This is a genomic window from Proteocatella sp. QWL-06, assembly GCF_058684135.1.
This window is the reverse complement of sequence record NZ_CM178755.1, coordinates 2309639-2326026: the sequence shown is the minus strand read 5'-3', so window position 1 is coordinate 2326026 and position 16388 is coordinate 2309639. Positions and strand designations below refer to the sequence as shown.

General features: G+C 47.5%; 4 protein-coding genes and 6 rRNA genes. 8 read left to right on the top strand and 2 right to left on the bottom strand.

What is annotated here, in order from left to right:
• Positions 1-188 precede the first annotated feature (188 nt).
• From AC4PGZ_RS11110 to rrf (AC4PGZ_RS11100), 3 genes are all read left to right on the top strand, one after another.
• Positions 189-1825 (top strand): 16S ribosomal RNA (locus AC4PGZ_RS11110).
• Between the two features lie 476 nt (positions 1826-2301).
• Positions 2302-5205: ribosomal RNA gene (locus AC4PGZ_RS11105) — 23S ribosomal RNA — on the top strand.
• A 73-nt stretch (positions 5206-5278) separates the two neighbouring features.
• A 5S ribosomal RNA gene (gene rrf, locus AC4PGZ_RS11100) occupies positions 5279-5395 on the top strand.
• Together the 16S, 23S and 5S rRNA genes form the textbook arrangement of a ribosomal RNA operon.
• 72 nt (positions 5396-5467) lie before the next feature.
• Here the strand turns inward: rrf (AC4PGZ_RS11100) and dpaL are convergent.
• Both dpaL and yqeB read right to left on the bottom strand, forming a co-directional pair.
• The gene (gene dpaL, locus AC4PGZ_RS11095) at positions 5468-6688 is read right to left on the bottom strand and encodes a diaminopropionate ammonia-lyase (protein ID WP_492158685.1); all 1221 of its coding nucleotides are present in this window, start codon (positions 6686-6688) and stop codon (positions 5468-5470) included.
• Between the two features lies 1 nt (position 6689).
• Positions 6690-7505 carry a selenium-dependent molybdenum cofactor biosynthesis protein YqeB gene (gene yqeB, locus AC4PGZ_RS11090; RefSeq protein WP_492158684.1) on the bottom strand — a complete coding sequence of 272 codons (816 nt, stop codon included), beginning with the start codon at positions 7503-7505 and terminating at the stop codon, positions 6690-6692.
• Between the two features lie 89 nt (positions 7506-7594).
• Between yqeB and AC4PGZ_RS11085 the strand changes: the two genes are divergently transcribed.
• From AC4PGZ_RS11085 to AC4PGZ_RS11065, 5 genes are all read left to right on the top strand, one after another.
• The gene (locus AC4PGZ_RS11085) at positions 7595-8623 is read left to right on the top strand and encodes a molybdopterin-binding protein (RefSeq protein ID WP_492158683.1); all 1029 of its coding nucleotides are present in this window, start codon (positions 7595-7597) and stop codon (positions 8621-8623) included.
• A gap of 344 nt (positions 8624-8967) precedes the next feature.
• Positions 8968-10604: ribosomal RNA gene (locus AC4PGZ_RS11080) — 16S ribosomal RNA — on the top strand.
• A 476-nt stretch (positions 10605-11080) separates the two neighbouring features.
• Positions 11081-13984, top strand: a 23S ribosomal RNA gene (locus AC4PGZ_RS11075).
• Between the two features lie 74 nt (positions 13985-14058).
• Positions 14059-14175: ribosomal RNA gene (rrf, locus tag AC4PGZ_RS11070) — 5S ribosomal RNA — on the top strand.
• Positions 14176-14397: 222 nt separating this feature from the next.
• Positions 14398-16374, top strand: a complete 1977-nt coding sequence (locus AC4PGZ_RS11065; RefSeq protein WP_492158682.1) for a methyl-accepting chemotaxis protein — start codon at positions 14398-14400, stop codon at positions 16372-16374.
• Positions 16375-16388: the final 14 nt, after the last annotated feature.

Here is a 16388-nt window from a genome sequence, read left to right as displayed (position 1 = left end):
AGACAGCGGCAGACAACAACAGCAACAGACGATACAGAATGAACCTTGAAAACTAAACAGCAGAATATACAAACCATTTAGATGAGAGCCTTCGGGTGATCATCAAAAAAAGAAACAAACCGTAATTTCAATTTATTGAGATAACAAAATAGATATGTCGGATGTTTAATCCGGCCAGTCAAACCATTAAATTTAAGAGTTTGATCCTGGCTCAGGATGAACGCTGGCGGCGTGCTTAACACATGCAAGTCGAGCGGACTTATTATTCAACACTGAGAGCTTTATATAAAAAGCGCCAGCGTAATTGTGAATTTCAACCCTGGTTTTTAAGGGTAGAAGAAATTCGCATTCGCCAAAAGTGCTTACACAGCCCCTGACGGGGATAGAGCCTTGAGTGTTGAATAATAAGTTAGCGGCGGACGGGTGCGTAACGCGTGGGTAATCTGCCCTTGTCACCGGGATAACACATCGAAAGGTGTGCTAATACCGGATGAAATACAGACCCGGCATCGGGGCTGTATCAAAGTCATGCGGACAAGGATGAGCCTGCGTCTGATTAGCTTGTTGGTGGGGTAAAAGCCTACCAAGGCGACGATCAGTAGCCGACCTGAGAGGGTGATCGGCCACACTGGAACTGAGACACGGTCCAGACTCCTACGGGAGGCAGCAGTGGGGAATATTGCACAATGGGCGCAAGCCTGATGCAGCAACGCCGCGTGAGTGATGAAGGCCTTCGGGTCGTAAAACTCTGTCCTAAGGGAAGATAATGACGGTACCTTAGGAGGAAGCCCCGGCTAACTACGTGCCAGCAGCCGCGGTAATACGTAGGGGGCAAGCGTTATCCGGAATTACTGGGCGTAAAGGGTGCGTAGGTGGCCTGACAAGTCAGGGGTCAAAGGCAACGGCTCAACCGTTGTAAGCCCTTGAAACTGTCGGGCTTGAGTTCAGGAGAGGAAAGCGGAATTCCTAGTGTAGCGGTGAAATGCGTAGATATTAGGAGGAACACCAGTGGCGAAGGCGGCTTTCTGGACTGATACTGACACTGAGGCACGAAAGCGTGGGGAGCAAACAGGATTAGATACCCTGGTAGTCCACGCCGTAAACGATGAGTACTAGGTGTCGGCCCTAAGGGTCGGTGCCGCAGTTAACACATTAAGTACTCCGCCTGGGAAGTACGCTCGCAAGAGTGAAACTCAAAGGAATTGACGGGGACCCGCACAAGTAGCGGAGCATGTGGTTTAATTCGAAGCAACGCGAAGAACCTTACCTAAGCTTGACATCCCTCTGAAAGCCCCTTAATCGGGGCCCCTCTTCGGAGCAGAGGTGACAGGTGGTGCATGGTTGTCGTCAGCTCGTGTCGTGAGATGTTGGGTTAAGTCCCGCAACGAGCGCAACCCTTGTCTTTAGTTGCCAGCAGCTTGGCTGGGCACTCTAGAGAGACTGCCGAGGATAACTCGGAGGAAGGTGGGGATGACGTCAAATCATCATGCCCCTTATGCTTAGGGCTACACACGTGCTACAATGGCTGTTACAAAGGGTTGCCAAGCCGCGAGGTGGAGCTAATCCCATAAAGACAGTCTAAGTTCGGATTGCAGGCTGAAACTCGCCTGCATGAAGCTGGAGTTACTAGTAATCGCAGATCAGAATGCTGCGGTGAATGCGTTCCCGGGTCTTGTACACACCGCCCGTCACACCACGGGAGTTGGGGGGGCCCAAAGTCAACTATCCAACCGTAAGGGGGAAGTTGCCTAAGGCAAAACCAATGACTGGGGTGAAGTCGTAACAAGGTAGCCGTATCGGAAGGTGCGGCTGGATCACCTCCTTTCTAGGGAGAAACTATTCTGCTGTTTAGTCTTGAGGGTTCATCATTTTTTTTGATGAAAAACTCAAAAATGTACCTTGAAAACTGCATACCAATTAAAAGAAACACATCTTTTAATTCCAGAATATAAATTACAGATGATACGCAAAGACGAAGAAAGAAATACAAATATACTAATCACCCTAAAAGTTGATAAAGTTATGTAGGTCTGAAATCCGTCGAAGGTAACACAAACTGTAATTTCATCGAGAAAAAAACAAAACAGTTAAAAATATCTATTATTTTTAACAACAATTCTTAAGTTGATTGCAAAATCATCAATAGATTTAAAGACGGCGAAAGCCGATTAAATAAACAGGCGAAAGATTTACAAGAAATCCGAGGCGTGGATTGAGCGACTGAGCGAGCGTACTGACGTACGTGAGTGAATGAGTGAAAGAACACAACAAAGGAGTTTGCAGTAAATGTGAAGCCGAATAGGTCAAGTTATTAAGAGCGTAAGGTGGATGCCTTGGCGCCAGGAGCCGATGAAGGACGTGGTAAGCTGCGATAAGCTTCGGGGAGGTGCAAGCAACCTTCGATCCGAAGATTTCCGAATGAGGAAACTCATACAGGGTAATGCCTGTATATCTCTGCATGAATACATAGTGCAGTGAGGGGAACCCGGAGAACTGAAACATCTAAGTACCCGGAGGAAAAGAAAGAAAACTCGATTCCCTAAGTAGCGGCGAGCGAAAGGGGAACAGCCTAAACCTGATCGGTTTTCCGGTCAGGGGTTTTGGACACCATCATGGAATAGAGGTATCATAGTAGAAGAGCTTTGGAAAGAGCCGCCGCAGAGGGTAACAGCCCCGTAAACGAAATGAGAAGACTTCCAGGTGTATCCAGAGTACCACGAGACACGTGAAACCTTGTGGGAAGATAGGGGGACCACCCCCTAAGGCTAAATACTACCTGGCGACCGATAGAGAATAGTACCGTGAGGGAAAGGTGAAAAGAACCCCGGGAGGGGAGTGAAATAGAACCTGAAACCTTATGCTTACAAGCTGTAGGAGCACGTTAATGTGTGACTGCGTACTTTTTGTAGAACGGGCCAACGAGTTGCGGTATTGAGCAAGGTTAAGGACTTCTGGTCCGAAGCCGTAGCGAAAGCGAGTCTTAACAGGGCGAAAGTTCAATGCTGCAGACCCGAAACCAGGCGACCTATCCATGGTCAGGTTGAAGTTTCCTTAATCGGAAATGGAGGACCGAACCCACGCACGTTGAAAAGTGCGGGGATGAACTGTGGATAGCGGTGAAATTCCAATCGAGCCTGGAGATAGCTGGTTCTCTCCGAAATAGCTTTAGGGCTAGCGTCGAGGTTAAGATTGCGGGAGGTAGAGCACTGAATGTCCTAGGGGCCCTTTGGGTTACCGAAGACTATCAAACTCCGAATGCCCGTACATCATACTCGGCAGTCAGACTATGGGTGATAAGGTCCATGGTCAAGAGGGTAACAGCCCAGACCGTCAGCTAAGGTCCCAAAATATATGTTAAGTGGAAAAGGATGTGGGATTGCACAGACAACCAGGATGTTGGCTTAGAAGCAGCCACTCATTTAAAGAGTGCGTAATAGCTCACTGGTCGAGTGGTCCCGCGCCGAAAATTACCGGGGCTCAAACATATTACCGAAGCTACGGATTCTCCGTAAGGAGAGTGGTAGGAGAGCGTCGTATACAGGCTGAAGCTGTACCGTAAGGAGCAGTGGACAGTATACGAGTGAGAATGTTGGCATGAGTAGCGAGATGGGGGTGAGAATCCCCCAGGCCGAAAACCCAAGGTTTCCTGAGGAAGGTTCGTCCTCTCAGGGTTAGTCGGGGCCTAAGCCGAGGCCGAAAGGCGTAGGTGATGGACAACGGGTGTAGATTCCCGTACCACCAAAGATCGTTTGAGCAATGGGGTGACACAGAAGGATAGCAGAAGCGCGCTGTTGGTTATGCGCGTCCAAGCGTCAAGGCAGTACCTGCAGGCAAATCCACAGGTACAATGCCAAGGCGTGACGGGGAGTGAAATTAAGTAACGAAGTCTGCGATTTCACGCTGTCAGGAAAAGCCTCTAGTTAGATCAAGGTGCCCGTACCGCAAACCGACACAGGTGGGTGAGGAGAGAATCCTAAGGCCAGCGAGAGAACTGTTGTTAAGGAACTCGGCAAAATTACCCCGTAACTTCGGGAGAAGGGGTGCCTGAGAAATCAGGCCGCAGAGAATAGGCCCAAGCGACTGTTTACCAAAAACATAGGTCTCTGCAAAACCGCAAGGTGAAGTATAGGGGCTGACGCCTGCCCGGTGCTGGAAGGTTAAGGGGATCTGTCAGAGCAATCGAAGCAGTGAACTTAAGCCCCAGTAAACGGCGGCCGTAACTATAACGGTCCTAAGGTAGCGAAATTCCTTGTCGGGTAAGTTCCGACCCGCACGAAAGGCGTAACGATTTGGGCACTGTCTCAACAACAGACTCGGTGAAATTGTAGTCCCGGTGAAGATGCCGGGTACCTGCGACAGGACGGAAAGACCCCATGGAGCTTTACTGTAGCTTAGCATTGAATTTAGGCAATACATGTACAGGATAGGTGGGAGGCTAAGAAGATGGGACGTCAGTCTCGTTGGAGCCGCCGTTGGGATACCACCCTTGTATTGTTTGAGTTCTAACCACGACGAGTGAATCCTCGTCTGGGACACTGCTTGGCGGGCAGTTTGACTGGGGCGGTCGCCTCCTAAAGAGTAACGGAGGCGCCCAAAGGTTCCCTCAGCACGGTCGGAAATCGTGCGAAGAGTGTAAAGGCAAAAGGGAGCTTGACTGCAAGACATACAGGTCGAGCAGGGACGAAAGTCGGGCTTAGTGATCCGGTGGTACCGAGTGGAAGGGCCATCGCTCAACGGATAAAAGCTACCCTGGGGATAACAGGCTGATCTCCCCCAAGAGTCCACATCGACGGGGAGGTTTGGCACCTCGATGTCGGCTCATCACATCCTGGGGCTGTAGTAGGTCCCAAGGGTTGGGCTGTTCGCCCATTAAAGTGGTACGCGAGCTGGGTTCAGAACGTCGTGAGACAGTTCGGTCCCTATCCGTCGCAGGCGTAGGAAATTTGAGAGGAGCTGACCTTAGTACGAGAGGACCGGGTTGGACGCACCTCTGGTGCACCAGTTGTCACGCCAGTGGCACAGCTGGATAGCTATGTGCGGAATGGATAAGTGCTGAAGGCATCTAAGCACGAAGCCACCCTTAAGATAAGATTTCCCATCCGTAAGGAGTAAGATCCCATGAAGACTACGTGGTTGATAGGCTCAAGGTGTAAGTGCAGTAATGTATGTAGCTTATGAGTACTAATAGATCGAGGACTTGACCAAAATTTACCTGGAAGAAAAAAGAAGCGAAGCTTAGATTGGCATGCAGTTTTGATGGTACATCCATCCAAATTAATATGGTTGCAATAGAGTAGGAGATACACCTGTTCCCATTCCGAACACAGAAGTTAAGCCCTGCATCGCTGATAATACTTGGAGGGCAGCCTCCTGGGAAAGTAGGACGCAGCCAATTGAAAAAATCACTTGAGAATATCTCAGGTGATTTTTTTTGATTCTTTAAATTTTTTGATGTGAGAGTCGGATATTAAAGCGAGTTCATGCCTTCCCATACTATAGATCTGTAACGATCGGGATCTGTGTCTCCCTCGGTAGAGAAAAGCATTATCGAAGAATTCTCATCAAGTTCCAGTTTATCCTTAAGCTCGCTGTATGCAGGATCCGTAAGGAGAGTATACAGAAGTCCCATAGTAACGGCGCCTGATTCTCCTGCGGTTACAGGGGCATCTCCCTTTGCTGGAGCAGCCAGTAGCCTCATTCCGAGGGTGCTTACCCAGTCAGGGCATGATACGAATGTATCCACATGATTTCTGAGGATATCCCAGGCGATAGTACATGGCTCGCCGCATGCCAGTCCGTTCATCAGAGTGAGCATGTCTCCGCCTACTGTCTGCGGATTTCCACTGCCTTCAAGAGCGCTTTTGTACAGGCAGTCAGCTACCTGAGCCTCTACGACCACGACCTTAGGCTCACAGTCGCTGTACTTGTTTGCAAAATATCCCTGCACGGCACCGGCAAGCGAGCCTACTCCGGCCTGTATGAATATGTGCGTAGGCCTTGTGCATCCATATTTATTCATCTGATTATCAGCTTCCAGAGCCATAGTTCCATATCCCTGCATTATCCATGTCGGGATTTCTTCATATCCATCCCACGCAGTATCCTGAATTATGATGGAATTTTCTCTTGCCTGAGATTCGCTGTATGCTTTTCTTACGCAGTCGTCATAGTTCAGAGATTCTATAGTCGCAGTCGCGTTTTCATTAAGAACGTGATCAAGTCGAGTCTGTGTGGTGCCTGTAGGCATGTATACCACGCATTTCTGTTTCAGCTTGTTGGCAGCCCATGCTATGCCTCTTCCGTGATTCCCATCGGTGGCAGTGTAGAAGGTTATCTCTCCAATTCTGTTTCTCAGCTCATCGGAGGTCAGAACGGAATAAGGAAGATCGCTTATATCTTCTCCGGTTATGGAAGATATGTATCTGGCTATGGCATAAGATCCTCCAAGCACCTTGAAGGCATTGAGATCAAATCTGTAAGATTCATCTTTTACAAATATGTCTTTTACGCCAAGATAAGCAGCGAGGCTTCTCAGTTGTACAAGAGGGGTCTCGCTGTACTGAGGAAAACTCTGGTGAAACTTAAGTACATCGGCTGATTTGTTCTGAGACATGAGATGAAGGTTCTCATCATCAGTCTTTGGCATTGTATTTGATATCCATCTTATTTTACACTCTTTATTATTCAATTTAAAATTTCTCCCTTCCAAGTTTAAGTATGGATTCAAGCGCTGACCCTCCTATGCTTCGGGCTTTGTCTGATATACTGAAGCAGTGAGAACGTTCTGCCCTCGGGTCGATATCGGCAACCTTCATTCCGGAGTGGACACGAAGTCCACCTCTGAGATGCCCGCGGAGAATTCCGTCAATAGAAGCCTTTACAGGCACATCATCTGCATAGGCAATTATGTCATCTTTATTCACATAGTCTCCAATATGGAAGATCTCGCGGTATATTCCATCAGAAGGAGATTTGATAACCCTTTCACTCGAGTATCCTCCAACCTCACCGGGAATGCCTGTATTTGGCGCCGCAGATCCAAAATATATGCATCTTCCAAGGTCGTGTCCGCGCTGAGACTCAATAACGCAGTCACAGTCAGATTTTGCGCAGAATCCAGGACCTACGCCTATAGTAACTGGAGCATCATTTATATTTAGCCCGAGATTCCTCTTTGCGAGTATGGCATCTATTATTATGTCAGGTTTCCACCCGTGTATTATGGACGCATTTTCGTCAATGATTACGCATATATTACCATCTTTAAAGGCCTCACGGCATTCGTTCAGATCCTTGCACAATATTGCAGTGATTCCTTCCAGCGTTATGGAGCCTTCATATACCGCTTCACAGAATGAGACAGTCCTTCTTATTGCGGTCGGTTCGGGAATTTCCGTCATTATTATCTGAAAGCCGGATTCGAAAAGCCTGCATGCGATTCCTGAGGCGATGTCGCCGGCCCCTTTTATCAGTACCTTGTAGCTTCTGTTAAAAATATGTTTCACCCCCTTTGAATTTACTTCATTTTACCATATTTGACATCAAAATAATACTGCTGTATACTCATTCTAGAAAAGAGATATGGAGGAATACGATGTATAAAGTAAGAACACAGGACAGCGTAGGAAAGGTACTCATACATGATGTCACAAAAATAGTATCTGATGGGAAAGTGCATGAGAAATACGCGGTCTTTAAGAAAAATCATGTAATAAAGGAAGAAGATATAGAAGTGCTGCTTTCGATAGGGAAAGAATATATATACGCCGGGGATACCGACTCGGGAATGGTCCATGAAAATGATGCGGCCCTTGCCATGGGCAGGATGTGCGAGAACGAGCATCTTATCCATACAGATGTTTCAGAAGGAAGGGTAGACATAGTAGCGCAGGAAGAAGGACTTCTCAAGGTAAATGTAGAAAAGCTTTATGCGATAAATACGGTTGAAAATTTCATGATATCTTCGATACACAACAATTCAGAAGTAAAAAAAGGCCAGAGGATAGCAGGAATGAAGATAATTCCTCTTGAAATAGAAGAAGAGCTTCTTGAATACGTGCTGAATATACAGAAAGATACTGCGATCTTTACCCTGATTCCATATGTCATAAAAAAAGCAGGACTGGTCATAACTGGAAGCGAGATATATCATGGAAGAAGAGAAGATGCATTCACTCCCGTAATGAAATCCAAGCTTGGCAGGTATGGCTGTGAGCTTATTGGAAGCAGGGTCGCGTATGATGACGAAGACCTGATTGCCAGCTATATAGATGATTTTATAAATGAAGGCGCAGAGATCGTATTCTGCACAGGGGGCATGAGCGTGGACCCCGATGACAAAACTCCGGTTGCTATAAGGAAGGCAGCCACAGAGGTAGTAACTCACGGAGCACCGGTTGTTCCTGGAGCAATGCAGATGGTAGCCTACAAAGGAGAGATTCCCGTCATTGGAGTTCCGGGAGGGGCACTTTTCAATAGGGTCACTACACTGGATATAATAATGCCGAGGCTTATGGCAAATGACAGGATAACAAGAAGAGATATAGTAGAAATGGCACACGGAGGATATTGCCTCAAGTGTGATGTATGCCATTTCCCACAGTGCGGATTCGGAAAATCTTAGAACAGCCTGATTCCAATGATTTAGAAGCAATTCATGAGGTACTGAAAAAAGGTTCAGGCAGCTAAATGATCACAAATAAAAAAATAAATCAAAATAGTGCTTGACTTTTTTTCAGTATCGAAGTATACTAAGAAAGTCGCCAAAACAAAGCAACACAGACAGCGGCAGACAACAACAGCAACAGACGATACAGAATGAACCTTGAAAACTAAACAGCAGAATATACAAACCATTTAGATGAGAGCCTTCGGGTGATCATCAAAAAAAGAAACAAACCGTAATTTCAATTTATTGAGATAACAAAATAGATATGTCGGATGTTTAATCCGGCCAGTCAAACCATTAAATTTAAGAGTTTGATCCTGGCTCAGGATGAACGCTGGCGGCGTGCTTAACACATGCAAGTCGAGCGGACTTATTATTCAACACTGAGAGCTTTATATAAAAAGCGCCAGCGTAATTGTGAATTTCAACCCTGGTTTTTAAGGGTAGAAGAAATTCGCATTCGCCAAAAGTGCTTACACAGCCCCTGACGGGGATAGAGCCTTGAGTGTTGAATAATAAGTTAGCGGCGGACGGGTGCGTAACGCGTGGGTAATCTGCCCTTGTCACTGGGATAACACATCGAAAGGTGTGCTAATACCGGATGAAATACAGATCTGGCATCGGGACTGTATCAAAGTCATGCGGACAAGGATGAGCCTGCGTCTGATTAGCTTGTTGGTGGGGTAAAAGCCTACCAAGGCGACGATCAGTAGCCGACCTGAGAGGGTGATCGGCCACACTGGAACTGAGACACGGTCCAGACTCCTACGGGAGGCAGCAGTGGGGAATATTGCACAATGGGCGCAAGCCTGATGCAGCAACGCCGCGTGAGTGATGAAGGCCTTCGGGTCGTAAAACTCTGTCCTAAGGGAAGATAATGACGGTACCTTAGGAGGAAGCCCCGGCTAACTACGTGCCAGCAGCCGCGGTAATACGTAGGGGGCAAGCGTTATCCGGAATTACTGGGCGTAAAGGGTGCGTAGGTGGCCTGACAAGTCAGGGGTCAAAGGCAACGGCTCAACCGTTGTAAGCCCTTGAAACTGTCGGGCTTGAGTTCAGGAGAGGAAAGCGGAATTCCTAGTGTAGCGGTGAAATGCGTAGATATTAGGAGGAACACCAGTGGCGAAGGCGGCTTTCTGGACTGATACTGACACTGAGGCACGAAAGCGTGGGGAGCAAACAGGATTAGATACCCTGGTAGTCCACGCCGTAAACGATGAGTACTAGGTGTCGGCCCTAAGGGTCGGTGCCGCAGTTAACACATTAAGTACTCCGCCTGGGAAGTACGCTCGCAAGAGTGAAACTCAAAGGAATTGACGGGGACCCGCACAAGTAGCGGAGCATGTGGTTTAATTCGAAGCAACGCGAAGAACCTTACCTAAGCTTGACATCCCTCTGAAAGCCCCTTAATCGGGGCCCCTCTTCGGAGCAGAGGTGACAGGTGGTGCATGGTTGTCGTCAGCTCGTGTCGTGAGATGTTGGGTTAAGTCCCGCAACGAGCGCAACCCTTGTCTTTAGTTGCCAGCAGCTTGGCTGGGCACTCTAGAGAGACTGCCGAGGATAACTCGGAGGAAGGTGGGGATGACGTCAAATCATCATGCCCCTTATGCTTAGGGCTACACACGTGCTACAATGGCTGTTACAAAGGGTTGCCAAGCCGCGAGGTGGAGCTAATCCCATAAAGACAGTCTAAGTTCGGATTGCAGGCTGAAACTCGCCTGCATGAAGCTGGAGTTACTAGTAATCGCAGATCAGAATGCTGCGGTGAATGCGTTCCCGGGTCTTGTACACACCGCCCGTCACACCACGGGAGTTGGGGGGGCCCAAAGTCAACTATCCAACCGTAAGGGGGAAGTTGCCTAAGGCAAAACCAATGACTGGGGTGAAGTCGTAACAAGGTAGCCGTATCGGAAGGTGCGGCTGGATCACCTCCTTTCTAGGGAGAAACTATTCTGCTGTTTAGTCTTGAGGGTTCATCATTTTTTTTGATGAAAAACTCAAAAATGTACCTTGAAAACTGCATACCAATTAAAAGAAACACATCTTTTAATTCCAGAATATAAATTACAGATGATACGCAAAGACGAAGAAAGAAATACAAATATACTAATCACCCTAAAAGTTGATAAAGTTATGTAGGTCTGAAATCCGTCAAAGGTAACACAAACTGTAATTTCATCGAGAAAAAAACAAAACAGTTAAAAATATCTATTATTTTTAACAACAATTCTTAAGTTGATTGCAAAATCATCAATAGATTTAAAGACGGCGAAAGCCGATTAAATAAACAGGCGAAAGATTTACAAGAAATCCGAGGCGTGGATTGAGCGACTGAGCGAGCGTACTGACGTACGTGAGTGAATGAGTGAAAGAACACAACAAAGGAGTTTGCAGTAAATGTGAAGCCGAATAGGTCAAGTTATTAAGAGCGTAAGGTGGATGCCTTGGCGCCAGGAGCCGATGAAGGACGTGGTAAGCTGCGATAAGCTTCGGGGAGGTGCAAGCAACCTTCGATCCGAAGATTTCCGAATGAGGAAACTCATACAGGGTAATGCCTGTATATCTCTGCATGAATACATAGTGCAGTGAGGGGAACCCGGAGAACTGAAACATCTAAGTACCCGGAGGAAAAGAAAGAAAACTCGATTCCCTAAGTAGCGGCGAGCGAAAGGGGAACAGCCTAAACCTGATCGGTTTTCCGGTCAGGGGTTTTGGACACCATCATGGAATAGAGGTATCATAGTAGAAGAGCTTTGGAAAGAGCCGCCGCAGAGGGTAACAGCCCCGTAAACGAAATGAGAAGACTTCCAGGTGTATCCAGAGTACCACGAGACACGTGAAACCTTGTGGGAAGATAGGGGGACCACCCCCTAAGGCTAAATACTACCTGGCGACCGATAGAGAATAGTACCGTGAGGGAAAGGTGAAAAGAACCCCGGGAGGGGAGTGAAATAGAACCTGAAACCTTATGCTTACAAGCTGTAGGAGCACGTTAATGTGTGACTGCGTACTTTTTGTAGAACGGGCCAACGAGTTGCGGTATTGAGCAAGGTTAAGGACTTCTGGTCCGAAGCCGTAGCGAAAGCGAGTCTTAACAGGGCGAAAGTTCAATGCTGCAGACCCGAAACCAGGCGACCTATCCATGGTCAGGTTGAAGTTTCCTTAATCGGAAATGGAGGACCGAACCCACGCACGTTGAAAAGTGCGGGGATGAACTGTGGATAGCGGTGAAATTCCAATCGAGCCTGGAGATAGCTGGTTCTCTCCGAAATAGCTTTAGGGCTAGCGTCGAGGTTAAGATTGCGGGAGGTAGAGCACTGAATGTCCTAGGGGCCCTTTGGGTTACCGAAGACTATCAAACTCCGAATGCCCGTACATCATACTCGGCAGTCAGACTATGGGTGATAAGGTCCATGGTCAAGAGGGTAACAGCCCAGACCGTCAGCTAAGGTCCCAAAATATATGTTAAGTGGAAAAGGATGTGGGATTGCACAGACAACCAGGATGTTGGCTTAGAAGCAGCCACTCATTTAAAGAGTGCGTAATAGCTCACTGGTCGAGTGGTCCCGCGCCGAAAATTACCGGGGCTCAAACATATTACCGAAGCTACGGATTCTCCGTAAGGAGAGTGGTAGGAGAGCGTCGTATACAGGCTGAAGCTGTACCGTAAGGAGCAGTGGACAGTATACGAGTGAGAATGTTGGCATGAGTAGCGAGATGGGGGTGAGAATCCCCCAGGCCGAAAACCCAAGGTTTCCTGAGGAAGGTTCGTCCTCTCAGGGTTAGTCGGGGCCTAAGCCGAGGCCGAAAGGCGTAGGTGATGGACAACGGGTGTAGATTCCCGTACCACCAAAGATCGTTTGAGCAATGGGGTGACACAGAAGGATAGCAGAAGCGCGCTGTTGGTTATGCGCGTCCAAGCGTCAAGGCAGTACCTGCAGGCAAATCCACAGGTACAATGCCAAGGCGTGACGGGGAGTGAAATTAAGTAACGAAGTCTGCGATTTCACGCTGTCAGGAAAAGCCTCTAGTTAGATCAAGGTGCCCGTACCGCAAACCGACACAGGTGGGTGAGGAGAGAATCCTAAGGCCAGCGAGAGAACTGTTGTTAAGGAACTCGGCAAAATTACCCCGTAACTTCGGGAGAAGGGGTGCCTGAGAAATCAGGCCGCAGAGAATAGGCCCAAGCGACTGTTTACCAAAAACATAGGTCTCTGCAAAACCGCAAGGTGAAGTATAGGGGCTGACGCCTGCCCGGTGCTGGAAGGTTAAGGGGATCTGTCAGAGCAATCGAAGCAGTGAACTTAAGCCCCAGTAAACGGCGGCCGTAACTATAACGGTCCTAAGGTAGCGAAATTCCTTGTCGGGTAAGTTCCGACCCGCACGAAAGGCGTAACGATTTGGGCACTGTCTCAACAACAGACTCGGTGAAATTGTAGTCCCGGTGAAGATGCCGGGTACCTGCGACAGGACGGAAAGACCCCATGGAGCTTTACTGTAGCTTAGCATTGAATTTAGGCAATACATGTACAGGATAGGTGGGAGGCTAAGAAGATGGGACGTCAGTCTCGTTGGAGCCGCCGTTGGGATACCACCCTTGTATTGTTTGAGTTCTAACCACGACGAGTGAATCCTCGTCTGGGACACTGCTTGGCGGGCAGTTTGACTGGGGCGGTCGCCTCCTAAAGAGTAACGGAGGCGCCCAAAGGTTCCCTCAGCACGGTCGGAAATCGTGCGAAGAGTGTAAAGGCAAAAGGGAGCTTGACTGCAAGACATACAGGTCGAGCAGGGACGAAAGTCGGGCTTAGTGATCCGGTGGTACCGAGTGGAAGGGCCATCGCTCAACGGATAAAAGCTACCCTGGGGATAACAGGCTGATCTCCCCCAAGAGTCCACATCGACGGGGAGGTTTGGCACCTCGATGTCGGCTCATCACATCCTGGGGCTGTAGTAGGTCCCAAGGGTTGGGCTGTTCGCCCATTAAAGTGGTACGCGAGCTGGGTTCAGAACGTCGTGAGACAGTTCGGTCCCTATCCGTCGCAGGCGTAGGAAATTTGAGAGGAGCTGACCTTAGTACGAGAGGACCGGGTTGGACGCACCTCTGGTGCACCAGTTGTCACGCCAGTGGCACAGCTGGATAGCTATGTGCGGAATGGATAAGTGCTGAAGGCATCTAAGCACGAAGCCACCCTTAAGATAAGATTTCCCATCCGTAAGGAGTAAGATCCCATGAAGACTACGTGGTTGATAGGCTCAAGGTGGAAGTGCAGTAATGCATGCAGCTTATGAGTACTAATAGATCGAGGACTTGACCAAAATTTACCTGGAAGAAAAAAGAAGCGAAGCTTTAGATTGGCATGCAGTTTTGATGGTACATCCATCTAACTGAATATGGTTGCAATAGAGTAGGAGATACACCTGTTCCCATTCCGAACACAGAAGTTAAGCCCTGCATCGCTGATAATACTTGGAGGGCAGCCTCCTGGGAAAGTAGGACGCAGCCAATTAAAAAAATCACTTGAGAATATCTCAGGTGATTTTTTTTGCTTAATCATGTGGTCAAAATCCTTCAAAGTGATTTATTTAACACAGAAATATTGCAATTATCTATTAATTTAATGTACTAAATGACGATATAACAGATATACAATAAAATCCCCCCCAAAAAAAGGAGACCATATGGGAAAAAATGGACAAAAAGCAAAAACAGGCAGAAATTATGGGTTAAGATGCTTCTGGGTATTTCCCTCCCGGTTATACTCATACTTGCCATAGCAGGATTCACGATAATGTCCTCTGTAAACAATTCAGTTTCAGGAATCGTAAAAAACAATCTTACATCAGATTCGATGTATCTTTCAAAACAGGTAAGCTCATTTCTGGCAGACTATATTTCAACATCACAGACAGGCGCAGGCACTTCAGAAATCATAAATTATATTATAGAGACAAAGCCTGGGGAAAAATTTGCGGACAAGCCTCAGTGGTCACAGATACGGACAAGTCTTATCAATTATACTGTAATCGACCCGGAAAACATCCTCAGAGTATGGATTGCAGACTTTGACTCCAGCCAGATAATAGCTTCGGATGATATAGTTACAGATGAGACCTTTGATGTCACAACGCGTCCATGGTATGTGGTAAATGAACTCAGAAGGCCTGTGGTAGTTCCTCCATACAAGGATACTGCCGTTGATTCTCTGGTCATCACGGTTGCCTCTCCTGTAATAGATCCAAAGACGGACAAAGTAGTAGGCGCCTTTGCCTATGATATTCAGATCGGCCAGCTTTCGCAGGTGCTTTCTCAGTTCAAGCTTGGAGAAAGCGGATTCATAATGCTGATTGATGAAAACGGTAATATAATATATCATCCACAGGAAGAATACGTTCAGAAGAACATATCAGACACGGATATATCATCAGAGCTCATAACATCAGTATCCTCAGGGACTTTCGGACCTGTCGAATATGAGATGAACGGAGAGAAATACGTTGGAGATACAAGCGCAGTAGAAGGCTCGCAGTGGGTAGTCATTACGGGAATAACTGAAGATGAAGCTTACAGCACGAATGCAAATATAAGGAACATAATCCTCGGTCTCTTCGCAGCGGGAATACTTTTTGTAATAGCGGCAATCGTTTTCATGTCAAAGAACATAACTAAATCCGTAAACAGGCTTTCATATGCCGCATCACAGATAGCGGAAGGAAACCTTGACGTGGAGATAAAGGCTGACTCTGACGACGAGATAGGCGAAGTGGCTGAAGCTCTGGGAGACACGGTAGTAAGGCTCAAGTCCTATATCCACTATATAGAAGAGATTACAGAAGTCCTGAATCAGATAGCGGTAGGTCGTCTTCAGTTTGACCTCAGACAGGAATATGCTGGAGAGTTTTCGACTATCAAGGAGGCACTCTTTGATATAAGAGATACTCTGAGCCAGACCATCTATGAGATAAAGGAAGTGGCGACGCAGGTAAACAGCAACTCCATGCAGCTTTCGACAGGATCTCAGATACTCGCGCAGGGTACTACCGAGCAGGCAAGCTCAATAGAAGAGCTTTCATCCACTATAAGCGACGTGGCTTCAAAGATAGATGACAATGCGAAGCACACGATAAAAGCCAATGAAAGCATGGTAAAGGCCAGCCAGAGGATAAGCGAGAGCAACAGACAGATGCAGGAAATGGTAGAGGCCATGAACGAGATCAATGCAAGGTCTACAGAAATTGGGACCATAATAAAAGCGATAGACGACATAGCATTCCAGACAAACATACTTGCGCTCAACGCTGCAGTCGAAGCGGCAAGATCAGGAGCTGCAGGCAAGGGCTTTGCAGTAGTTGCGGATGAAGTAAGAAATCTTGCTGCAAAAAGCTCTGAGGCGGCCAAGAATTCGGCTCATCTGATAGAACGCTCCATGAAGGCTGTTGAGGAAGGAAGCTCTCTCGCAGATGAGGCAGCGGCAAATCTTCAGGCGCTCTATGAAAACACAGGACAGATAACATCAACGATAACTGACATCGCAAACGCATCGCAGGAACAGGCATTTGCAGTATCTCAGATAAATCAGGGTCTTGAGCAGATAGCATCTGTAGTTCATACAAATGCGGCTACGGCAGAAGAAAGCGCTGCATCGAGCAAGGAGCTTTCAAATCAGGCGGAGCTTCTGCAAAACCTTGTGGACAAGTTCGAAATATAAGATTTTAAATTAAA

Coding starts and splice junctions, on each gene's coding strand:
- AC4PGZ_RS11085 (WP_492158683.1), top strand. CDS start 7,595: ATGTATAAAGTAAGAACACAGGACAGCGTAGGAAAGGTACTCATACAT.
- AC4PGZ_RS11065 (WP_492158682.1), top strand. CDS start 14,398: ATGCTTCTGGGTATTTCCCTCCCGGTTATACTCATACTTGCCATAGCA.